An 11,553-nucleotide genomic window follows, 5' to 3' on the forward strand; every position below is an offset into this window, starting at 1 on the left:
CCGATCCCCGACCGATGAGCTTGAAAGAAAAACAGCGCATGACACAGTTTATTTTACGCCCCCGGCTTGCATGATGACCTCCAGAGGGAGTTGCATTGTTTTCATGTTGAGGGCGGTTTGACGGAGACCTTCGTTATGACCTTGTTTCAGTCCTTGTTTCATACCCTGCTCTTTGCCTTGCTTCATACCCTGTTTCAAACCTTTCTCTATACCTTGTTCAAAGCCTTTCTTTATTCCTCTCTCTTCGGCATAGTCGATCGTATTCTTATAGTCTCGGTAACGTTTCAGTGCTTCGTCGTACTGGATACGTTCTTCTTTGCTCAGGTTAGCCACGTCAGCAACCGCCAGAGTTTGTCGAATACGGCTTTTTGTGCCTTGAAAGGCATTCTGTCTAATGTATCCATATGCTTTAATAAATATAACCAACGTTCAAAATCTGTTTCACAATCATCTGCTTCTTTCGTGAACCACGGTAATTATTAGGATTTTGGATATTACCACCCAATAGCGGGTAGTGCGCAAATGTAAAGATTCTTTTTGAAACACGGAATATAGAAGAGTGGAAGGTAGTGGAGGGATAAGAATATTTTGTAAGTTTGCAGTAAATACATACGATCCATGAAAGTTGAATTAGCTGAATTTCAATCGTATATTGAATCTGAATTTCTAAATAATATCTGTTCTGTCAAAACAGACTATTCATCCATCAAATATGATTCAGACAAAAGTTTTGTAAATATAAAACTCTCAGCAAATGAGGTTACAGATATTATTTATGAAATGAACTCTGAGTCTGTATTAGATGATATAACATATGTGGAATCTCCTCTATATATACATTTATTAGATGCCTTATTAAGAACAACAACCTATCGGGAAGTTGAAAAAGAGCGGCTTACTCCTTCTTTAATGTTTTCTCCTATGGTTGCAACCCATATTAAAGATATCGCAACAAAGTTGGATTATAGTAGTAAATACCTTAGAACAAAAGGTCAGAGGAATGATATCTTTAATATAAAATCTATCACCGGTGGTTCTTTTGCATATGATAGTAATAGCCGTAGCCTTGTCTGGAAGAAAAAAAATCGATCTTTCTCTCCAATAAATGTTGCTTCCGGTATAAAAAGTTTCGGGATGATCCAGTTATTGTTAGAAGCTGATATGATCAATGAAAATAAAATGTTGATCTGGGATGAACCGGAAAACCATCTACATCCCAAATGGCAAGTTGAATTTGCTCATTTGCTTGTCAACCTGGCAAAAGCAGGTATTCCCGTTGTGGTTAGTTCACATAGTCCTTACTTCATACAAGGTATACGTTATTTCTCCCGAAAAGAACAGATTGACAAATACGTTAATTATTATCTGGCAGAAGAAACGGAAGATGGTCTGGCAGATATTAATGAAGTAACAAACGATCTGAACAGAGTATTTACCAAGCTAGCGGAACCATTGAATGAGATTATGAATCTGGAATAACTTGACAACTTAAACCGAACACTAGTATGACATCCAAAGAATTATATGATTTAATCTTATCTCAAAAATTATCAACCGAAACATGTATTTGCCGACTTCATCATCCATGTTCGGCAAGCGCGCTGTGCGGGTTGATGAGTCTGAATGTACTGGCAAATACGACTTCCCAATGGGATGTGGTTTCCACTCAATTAATGAAAAAAAAGATACAAGGCATTTCCGAAATGACTACCTATTATCTACATTGCGAAGATTTTGATAATTATTACCGAAACTTATAACTCTATATCATCTCCCGAAATAATCCCGTTCATGATGGCGTAGAACGTTAAACCGGAAACGGTTTTGATACCTAATTTAGCAGTGATGTTCTTACGGTGGGTAAGGACTGTGTTGAGGCTGATGCTTAGTTTGTCCGCTATCTCCTTGTTGGTGATACCTTTTACGATCAATTGGAGAACGTCGGTTTCGCGGGTGGAGAGGTCTTTGTTCGTATCGCCGGATAGATTGCCGGAATTGTCGTTGGCTAATAAGAGCTGCAACTGCTCGATGATGATCTCCTGGGAGGCTTTTACTGTAATATGGTTTGTAGTGGATATACCTCCGTCACCTTCTGCACCATCGATCAACACGATTGTTTTACTACGGCGGGGCAGGAAAAAGTCGCCATTCATAACCTGGGTTTCGGGAGAGGTAAAATAGTAATCGAACGTATCGTTGCAACCGGCAGCATTAAAGGCTTCGAACGTTGGGAACCAACACACTTCCACCGGAGGGAAATAGTCGGTTAACAAGCTCTGAAGGCCAATGCTCTGTAAAGTATCGGATAAAATGATCGCTATTTGCCTGGTTTTATGCATCAATACGGACTATTTACATAATTTCTCCATGGCTGAAACCATCGGAGTCAGAATACGGTAACGGATACGGTTATGCTGTTTGATGTCTTTTTCAAGGCTGCTGATACCGAAGATCACGGCATAACATAAATTCTCATTATAATCGCCCGAAAGATGTTTGACCATGATGCCTTTCAAGTCGGAAAGCAGTGCTTCGATAGGATCCTCCAACCGCTGTTCACCACTAAGCTGGAGCACTCCGGTCTCGTCGGAAGCCTGGCAACCGTTGATCTTTTCACTTAATGCCTGGCAATACGGGAACCATACCTTGTCGTCTTTCTCGATACGCGCTGTCAGTTCTTCTTTGAAAGAAGAGAAGAACTTGCCGATCAGGTTCAACGTATTATTTCCCGGGGTACTCATAGAGATAAAAGAAGTAAGATGCCGCTCTATGTTCGGCAGTTGATAACGTAAATAATACTGGTTGGTCTTGGTCAGGTAATCGATAATCTGTGAAGTATGGAATGTCTGCAACTTCCTCTCCGGGAAATATTCCTCATTCAGAAAGGTGTTGATCACCGTCAGCAGGAAATCCGTATCCAGCTGATACTCGTCACAGATCGTTTTCACCGATTTATCCCCCAATCCGAGGCGGATACCGAACCGGTTGATTACAGGAATGAGTGAGGGATGTTCTTCCACCACCTCACTCATTTGCATATTAGGATATACTAAAGGCATAATTTATGCTTCTTCCCATTGTTTGCGCAAGAGTTCCACTGCGGCAGGAACAACGATATTACGATCGCCCTGGCATCCGCATTCGAAACTTACGTATTTGTCATAACCCAGCATCTTCAATCCTTTGAAGCCGTCTACATAGTTATCTGCGTCACCGTCTTCACCCGGCATGCTACGACGTTTGCGGCTTGCCACATGCACGTGTTGCAGATAGTCGCCACCTGAAATGAACGCTCCCATATCGGAAGTTTCTTCCCAGGTCATGTGCCAGAAGTCACCCATGCAACGCACACCCGGATTATTGATATCCCGGCATACGGAAGCAGCATCGGCCACCTGGCGCATATAGAAACATTCTTTGCGGTTCAGAGGTTCAAAAATTACTGTCGTTCCGTTCTGTGCAGCATGGTTACCCATCTCCGTGAACTGTTCGCACAGGAAGTCGCGGGTTTCCTGGTTATGAGGAAGCGCAGGAACCTGGCCGTTGAAAGCAGGAACGATAATAACACCAGTCGACCCCAGTTCGCCGGCAGCCGTGATGATTTCCTTCATCGTATCCATACATTGCTTGCGGATAGCCGGATCGGTAGAAAGAATAAAACCGTCGAAACCGGCACAAATGGCACTGACTTTGATATCACGACCACTCAGAGCTTGCTTGATCTCGCTTACACGGTCTTTCAAACCACGTCCGCCCGGCTCGAAACCGACAACACCCAGCTTCTCCATATAGTCCAGCTTCTGGTTCAGGTTTTCACCCGGCGCAATGCCTTCCTGGAAAGAGATGTTCAGTTTAGCCTTCGTGTTACAGCAAGACTTTGTCTCCGGACATTTCTCGTCCGAAGCAGCCTTACCGGCACAGGAAGCCAACGCACCGGTGCTAACGGCCGCTACCGCAGCACCGGACAAAGTTGTTCTTAAAAAGTTTCTTCTATTCAGAGTCATAACTTATTTCTTTTGATCGAGAGGTTTACCCGGAACCGGAACAGTAAATGTGCTCATATCCATCTTACCCAGATTCAGGTCTTTCGGAGTATAATCCAATGGAGATGCAGTCATGGAATCCCATGTTGTTTCTGCACCGGAGTAAGCCGATTCACGTCCCATAATAGCAGCCATATTTGAAACAGCTGTTTCAGATGCCTGCTGAAGCGGTTTGTTGCCACGGATGCTGTTAATCCAGTTTACATGTTCCAGTGTATACGGGTCAGTCTGCTTGAAGTTTGCTTTCTCTGCTTCGTAATCGTATTTCCAGATCACATTGCCTGCAAGGTCTTTAATCTCCATAGTAGAGCTGTCCCATGAGCCTTTCGTACCCTGGACAAATTCGCTTACATTGCTCACGCAACCGTCAATCTGACGACACATACTATGCATATGGATACCGTTCTCCATAGTGAAGTCGATACTGAAATTATCATACTGGTCACCGGTAATACGGCGCTGGCGAGAACCGAAACCGACAGCCTTAACAGGTTTCAGACCGCTAAACCAGGTAAATACGTCGATATTATGTACATGCTGCTCAACAATATGGTCGCCGGATAACCATTTCCAGTTCACCCAGTCTTTGATCATATATTCGCAATCGTTCCATTCTTTCTGACGTTCGCGGAACCATAACATACTCTGGTTCCAGTAAACCGTACCGCCAGTGATCTCACCGATCATACCTTCCATGATCTTTTTGTAAGATTCTACATAAGAACGCTGGTGATGACGTTGTGTACCTGTGATTACGCGAAGATTCTTAGCTTCTGCCTGTTTAGCTGTAGCCATAATCGTACGATAACCTGCCGGATCTACACAGATCGGTTTTTCCAGGAACGAATGCTTTCCTTTTTCTGTTGCATACTGGAAATGTACCGGACGGAATACGGGAGGAGTTGCAATAATCACAACATCTACCCCACTATCTATTACCTGTTTATAAGCATCCAGACCTACAAAACGCTTATCGGCCGGTATATCGATATTCTTTTCTTTTTTCAGCTTGCCTGCCAAATCATCTACTCTTTCCTGAAAAGTATCGCCCAATGCTATGATCGTTAGACCATTCGCTGCATTCAGGAAGTTGAAAGCTGCACCGGAACCGCGTCCGCCACAACCGATAACACCGGCTTTCAGTTCTTTTCCGTCTGTTGCCAGGTCGGGCAATTCAGGAATATAATAAGTACCCGGTTCTTTCAGCGGTTTCAAAGCATCTGCTTTTTCTCCTCCGCCACATGAGGTTAAAACCACACTTGCTGCGCTACCTGTACCGATTGCCCCCAGGGCACCGGCCATCGCTGAGCTCTTTAAAAATGATCTTCTACTGATACTGTTTTCCTTTTTCATGATATAGCAAAATTTTAAAGAATTGATATTATTTTTACACTAGTCTACTTGATTGATGAATCCGGCTCGCAAACTACGCGGAAACCAATACCACGTATGTCAGAGTACCACCAGATACTTTTTGGCTGCTGCGGGTCGGTCTTTAACCACGCTTCATGTTTTGTATAATCACGGGCTGCCGAGCGCAGATCTGCAGCATCGGAAGTATAGTTACCTCCACGTACTACCCATTCTGTTCCATCGGTTACCAACGGATCTGTAACAGATTCGCCACCCTTGCTGTAAGCTTCAGGATCATACTTGTCTGCACAGTATTCCATGACATTACCCAACATATTTTTTAAACCGAACGGATTGGCTTTCACCATTTCCGGTTCTTGTGTCTTATTCTTACTGTTCTTGCTGTAAATAACGAACGAGCTGATGCTGTCGGTTTTTGCATCAAAGAACTTACGCCAGAATCCCTGATCAGAGAAATCTTTCGGGCTGCCGCTAAAGAAGTAAGGAGTTTCCGTACCGCCACGGGCTGCATATTCCCATTCGGCTTCAGTCGGCAAACGATATTTCTTACCTGTCTTCTTCGATAACCACTGACAGAATGTTTCTGCCGCATAATGTGTCATCGTGATAGCCGGACGGTCACCGCCACCCCAACCCTGGTCGGGGAATCCGAACGGAGGTGTCGGACCGGATATGGCATCTACATCGGGATTGCTGTTGTTTGCATATACAGTTTCGGGAGGAGTACGTCCTTCACTCATCGTACTTCCATAGAATGACCAGTATTGATCCCAGGTCACTTCCACTTCTGCCATAAAGAACGGACTGACTGTCACATTACGGACAGGAGCTTCATCCGGCTGATGGAACGGTTCCTTGCTTGTACTACCCATTTTGAATGAACCGCCGGGAACGGCAACCATTTTGAAAGACACCGGAGTTCCGGGTATCTGTTCTACATAGTCGGCGAAACTTGTTACCTGCGCAGGTGCTTTAAAATACAAACTGGTATCGACAACCGAAGAGCCGGCAGCCAGTCCGGGAATACCAGTCAGCTTCGAATGGTTGTAATTCGGATTATAGTGTCCTGCATCCAGGTGACAGCTGATACATTGTAAGTCCAGTTTCTTTTCATTCTCATCATAATAAAGGTGCGCGGTAATCCCATCGTTTGTTATTCCTTCCGGGAACAAATTCTGGTGACACTCTTTACATGATTCGTTCGGGATATACTTAACGGCATGATCCAGTTCCGACTTTACGTCCCAGTCAAAATCGGCACTGTCTTTGGTCATATAAGACCAAACATCTTTCAAACCCAACTTAGCTTTTGCCGTATAATGGTTCCAGGTATCGTTTTTAGGCGGAAGGTGACAGTCCACGCAATGTACTTTCACACCGCTTCTGTTATTGACATGCTTTGATAACTTCCAGCTATTTTCCACATGCGGATGCACATGACACATCATACAGGATTCGTCGGAGGAAAAATAGACAGAAGTATTATAAGCCAGGATCATTACCCCGGCACCAAAAACCACTCCTGCAAGAAGCATAAAGGTCTTTCCTTTAAAAAAACTCTTCTTCTTCTGGTCTGATGAATATCGATTAGAATTTTTGTTAGTAGCCATCTGTTTTATGGTATTCAATTTTACACTTAGTCTAAGATTAGATTTAAAAATCGGCAATAAAAGTAGTATTTTCCTTAATATAAAGAAAGCATACGAGGCGATTTAACGTAATACGTAAACGGATTATGCTTTTTTTAATTATTTTCAGGAATATGAAATAAAATCGAAAAGCTGGAAGAGTCGACATCCGTATCAACCCTTCCAGCTGTTATAATTATATCAGAGATTCGATTGGATAGGTGTCATAATGAAAGTAAATTCATAATCACCATAAGGCAAACGATATTTCTCCAACGGAAGTGCCCCCCAACTGTTCACACAACCTAGTCCCATCTGTACCTTATCGATACAAAGATTGGTATAATCGACTTTCGGAACAAGTTCGGAGTGTCTCTGATCTTTCTGTACACCATCGTCCAGCGATTCGATCGAATAATTCAATGCAGAAGCAGAGAACGGAGCCTCGGCAACGAACATCAAACCATTACCACCTTTATTCGTCTGTTTCCACCAACGGATATCTGTTTTCGTACCAGTTTCCTGCGGACGGATATAAGAATAAAACTGTTCATCAACTGTCTGGCAGAATTTACCCAGATCGGTCACATTGTTACGGTCAGAATAGTTTTCCCACGGACCACGTCCATAATATTTGATCAGCGACATTTCTTCCGGCATCTGCATTTGCATACCGAAACGGAACATATCGGATACTTTAGCCGACTTATCGGCAACCATCTTCTGGGATACTTTCACTGCACCTTCATTATTTATAGTATAGGAAACGGATAATTTTGCCGATACGGCATCCATCGTATATTCCGCATTGACTACCGCCTGACCGTTTTCGATCTTATTCGTTAATGAAGTCAGTTTCAGCCCCGGTTCTTTCCAGGCCGCATATTTATTCTGCAAACCGGCTCCCATGTCGTTATCGGTCGGAGCACGCCAGAAATTCGGTGTCAGTTTACCGCCTTCATCGATCAAAGCCAACCCCTTCACATCGTATTTGCAAAGGAATCCGTCGTGTTTGCTAAATTCGATCAGGAAGTTTTCGCCGGAAACGATCAGATAATTATAATCGTTTTCCCTGATCGTCGGAGTTACAGTGGCAATGTTCACTTTCTCCACATTAGCCAGTTTCAGTTCCGGCGCTTTGTACGGACGAACCACCAGCTGATTCTTTGCGACTGTATATCCGGCAGGCAACATCGTTTCCGCCTTTTTCAGTTTGAATGCGACATTCAGCAGCAATTCTTTACATTTACAGATTCCCTCCGTACTGTAATTCAGTTTAACGGATTTTGTTTGCTGCGGAGCTACTTCCAGATCTTTGATCATACCGGTCTGTACAACTTCGCCGTCAGCCAGCAGTTCCCATTCAGCATAGTAGCCATCCAGATCACGGAAGAAGTTTTCATTATAAACATTCACAACGCCATTCGCCAGGTCCGAAGGAGTAACCCAGATCGACTGGTAAATATGGCCTACTTCATGCATATGCGGATTCGGCTTACGATCCGGACTGATCAAACCGTTATCCAGGAAGTTATTATCGGTAGCGTCATAACGGTTAAAGTCACCCCCATAACCATAAAATTCAACGCCTTCTTTATTCTTTGTACGCAAAGACTGATCGACAAAGTCCCAGATAAAACCACCCTGATACTTCGGATACTTACGGACAAGATCCCAATATTCTTTGAATCCACCCTGCGAGTTACCCATTGCATGTGCGTATTCACACTGGATAAGCGGTTTATCTACATTGCTATTGCAATACTCATCGCTTCTCTTATAATCCAGATACATCGGACAGTAGATATCGGTAAACTCATTCTTACCTGCCTGTTCGTACTGAACGGCACGGCTCTTGTCTTCATTCTTGATCCAGGTATAGCATGCTTCAAAGTTCGGCCCGAAACCAGCCTCATTACCCAGCGACCAGAAAATAATGGACGGATGGTTGAAACCACGTTGTACATTGCGCTGGTTGCGTTCCATATGAGCTTTTGCATACGCCGGATTCTTAGCCAATGTTTCTTCGCCATATCCCATACCGTGAGACTCTACGTTGGCTTCGGCAACGACATAGATACCATATTCATCGCACAGGTCATACCATAAGTTTGCATCCGGATAATGGCAGGTACGGACTGCATTGATGTTAAACTCTTTCATTACTTTGATATCCTGCAGCATACGCTCGCGGGATACGACATAACCTCCGTCGGGGTCCATCTCATGGCGGTCCGCTCCTTTGAACAATACCGGCTGGCCATTCACCAGGATCTGGCTGTTCTTCAGTTCGATCTTACGGAAGCCGACTTTCACCGGAATTACTTCCAACTCTTTATTACCGTCTTTCAATGTGGCAACCAGCGTATACAGGTTCGGAGTTTCTGCGGTCCACTTCAGCGGATTGGCGACTGCGATATCAGTCGATACCTTACCAGCCCCCTTCAAAGATGCAGTAGCCACAGAATTGCCCTGTTTATCCAGCAGTTTCACATCTACAACGCCGCTACCTTTCAGGTTTACACTTACATTTAACGTAGCATCCTTATACTGGGCATCCAGATCCGGAGTTACACGGATATCCTGGATATGCTTCGGATTACGGGCATACAGATAGCAATCGCGCCCTACACCGCATAAACGCAGGAAGTCCTGGTCTTCCAGATAAGTACCGTCACACCAGCGGAAAGTCTGGAATGCGATCAGGTTCTTACCCGGTTTCAGATATTTCGTCAGGTCAAACTCAGCTTCCAGCTTACTGTCTTCGCTGTAACCGACATACTGGCCATTCACCCAAAGATACATATTGGAAGTCACCGAGCCGAAATGAGCGAATATTTCTTTTCCTTTCCAGTCTGCCGGAACTACGATTTCCTTACGGTAAGAACCGACATGATTATTTTCTACGGGAATTTCAGGCGGGTTGTTCTTGAACTGGTTCCGCCAGGCATATCCTATATTTACATACAACGGATCACCGAAACCATTCAGTTCCCATATCCCCGGAACCGGCATATTCGCCCAGCCTTTATCATTGAAACCGACCTGATAAAAATCTGTCGGACGGGCATCGGCATCTTTCACCCAGTTAAATTTCCAGGTTCCGTTCAAAGTCATAAAATTACCTGACGATTCCTTACATCCCTTTAACGCTGCATCCTCTGTTTCGAACGCAAAATAGTTAGTATGCATCGGAGCACGGTTCACCGCATTCACGTTCGGATCTCTCCACTCATTTTTCTGAGCGAATGCTGTTATTCCAACGAGGGAACAACAGCAAACTAACATTTTTAATTTCATTTCTATCTTTGATTTACTACTGTGGCGGTAATCAATCCACCCATTTCTGCCATTTCACATTTTCATTGTATCCGGCTTCCACCATTGTTTCAATGAATTGCATACCTCTCACACCGTCATAAACAGTCGGGAAATCCAGACATTCTTCGCATGGAGTTTCTCCCTTCTTGATACTCATCACGGTATGGGCAAAATTCCGGTAGATATTAGCAAAAGCTTCGATGAAACCTTCCGGGTGACCACCCGGCGTACGTGTATTCATTTTAGCCGTATCGCCGATAAAACCGTTGTTTCCCATACGGATCACCTCAGTCGGCTTATTCGACCATTTGGCGTATAAAGTGTTCGGTTCCTGCTGCTGCCATTCCAGACCGCCTTTATCGCCGTAAATACGGATACGGATGTTATTTTCTTCCCCGGCAGCGATCTGCGATGCGGTAAGCGTTCCAACAACCCCGTTCTCATAACGCAGGAAAGCGGCGCCATCGTCATCGATCGGACGTCCGGGTACGAACGCATTCAGGTCGGCACAAACCTCCTGTACTTTCAGGCCGGTTATATATTCGCTCAAATGCCAGGCATGCGTACCGATATCACCGATACAACCCGCTTTTCCTGAACGTTTCGGGTCTGTACGCCATCCCGCATTATTTCCTCCCTGCAATTCGATGCGGTCGGAAAGCCAGCCCTGCAGATATTCCACATAAACACGGCGAAGCGTACCCAGATCGCCTCTGGCAATACGGGTTTTGGCCTCTTTCACAGCCGGGTAAGCAGAATATACATGTGTAAGTGCCAGGATCAGTCCTGTTTCTTCCACTTTTTTCTGAAGTTGTTTAGCTTCCTCCAGCGAGAATGTCATCGGTTTATCCACTACGACATGGAACCCTCTTTGAAGAGCCATCATAGCAGGTTCGAAATGCCAGCGGTTAGGTGTCACGATGGTCACAAAATCCATCCGTTCACCTTCCGGCAAAGTCATTTCATGTTCGAACATTTCCTGATAAGTACTGTAAATACGATCTTCCGGAAGGAAATAAGAGAGTCCGGAACTCTTGGAAATTTCAGGGTCTACGCTGAAACATCCGCAAACTAATTCAATCTGATTGTCCATAAAGGCCGCACGACGATGGATAGCTCCAATAAAAGCATCGCTTCCACCACCTACCATGCCCATTCTTAGCTTTCTGTTTTTCATGATAATACTA

9 protein-coding genes are annotated in these 11,553 nt (G+C 44.3%); 1 reads left to right on the forward strand and 8 read right to left on the reverse strand.

All coding sequences use genetic code 11. The features are described 5' to 3' along the window. Positions 1-48: 48 nt before the first annotated feature. On the reverse strand, positions 49-426 hold the full coding sequence (locus tag IEY67_RS25295; protein ID WP_229801196.1) for a hypothetical protein: 378 nt from the start codon (positions 424-426) through the stop codon (positions 49-51). Positions 427-618: 192 nt separating this feature from the next. Here IEY67_RS25295 and IEY67_RS24385 point away from each other — a divergent pair, with 192 nt between their 5' ends. Continuing rightward, positions 619-1,479, forward strand: a complete 861-nt coding sequence (locus tag IEY67_RS24385; RefSeq protein ID WP_183669086.1) for an AAA family ATPase — start codon at positions 619-621, stop codon at positions 1,477-1,479. A 275-nt stretch (positions 1,480-1,754) separates the two neighbouring features. Here IEY67_RS24385 and IEY67_RS24390 read toward each other — a convergent pair whose 3' ends face one another. The 7 genes from IEY67_RS24390 to IEY67_RS24420 form a co-directional block, all read right to left on the reverse strand. Further along, complete coding sequence (locus IEY67_RS24390; protein ID WP_183669084.1) at positions 1,755-2,339, reverse strand: helix-turn-helix transcriptional regulator; 585 nt, start codon at positions 2,337-2,339, stop codon at positions 1,755-1,757. A gap of 9 nt (positions 2,340-2,348) precedes the next feature. Further along, positions 2,349-3,038 carry a helix-turn-helix transcriptional regulator gene (locus IEY67_RS24395; RefSeq protein ID WP_183669128.1) on the reverse strand — a complete coding sequence of 230 codons (690 nt, stop codon included), beginning with the start codon at positions 3,036-3,038 and terminating at the stop codon, positions 2,349-2,351. Positions 3,039-3,062: 24 nt separating this feature from the next. Continuing rightward, entirely contained in the window at positions 3,063-4,004 is a 942-nt protein-coding gene (locus tag IEY67_RS24400) for a sugar phosphate isomerase/epimerase family protein (RefSeq protein WP_183669082.1), read from the reverse strand. Between the two features lie 3 nt (positions 4,005-4,007). Further along, positions 4,008-5,396 (reverse strand): Gfo/Idh/MocA family oxidoreductase, encoded by a 1,389-nt coding sequence (locus IEY67_RS24405; protein ID WP_122355624.1) that lies wholly within the window; start codon positions 5,394-5,396, stop codon positions 4,008-4,010. Positions 5,397-5,440: 44 nt separating this feature from the next. Further along, positions 5,441-7,027 (reverse strand): SUMF1/EgtB/PvdO family nonheme iron enzyme, encoded by a 1,587-nt coding sequence (locus tag IEY67_RS24410; RefSeq protein WP_183669079.1) that lies wholly within the window; start codon positions 7,025-7,027, stop codon positions 5,441-5,443. 219 nt (positions 7,028-7,246) lie between these two features. Beyond that, positions 7,247-10,345 carry a beta-galactosidase, LacZ type gene (gene lacZ, locus IEY67_RS24415; protein WP_183669071.1) on the reverse strand — a complete coding sequence of 1,033 codons (3,099 nt, stop codon included), beginning with the start codon at positions 10,343-10,345 and terminating at the stop codon, positions 7,247-7,249. Positions 10,346-10,376: 31 nt separating this feature from the next. Next, a complete protein-coding gene (locus IEY67_RS24420) occupies positions 10,377-11,543 on the reverse strand; it encodes a Gfo/Idh/MocA family protein (RefSeq protein WP_183669069.1) in 1,167 nt (388 codons plus the stop codon). Between the last annotated feature and the right edge of the window lie 10 nt (positions 11,544-11,553).

The organism is Parabacteroides faecis (genome assembly GCF_014647375.1).
In the GTDB taxonomy this organism is placed as follows: Bacteria; Bacteroidota; Bacteroidia; order Bacteroidales; family Tannerellaceae; genus Parabacteroides; species Parabacteroides faecis.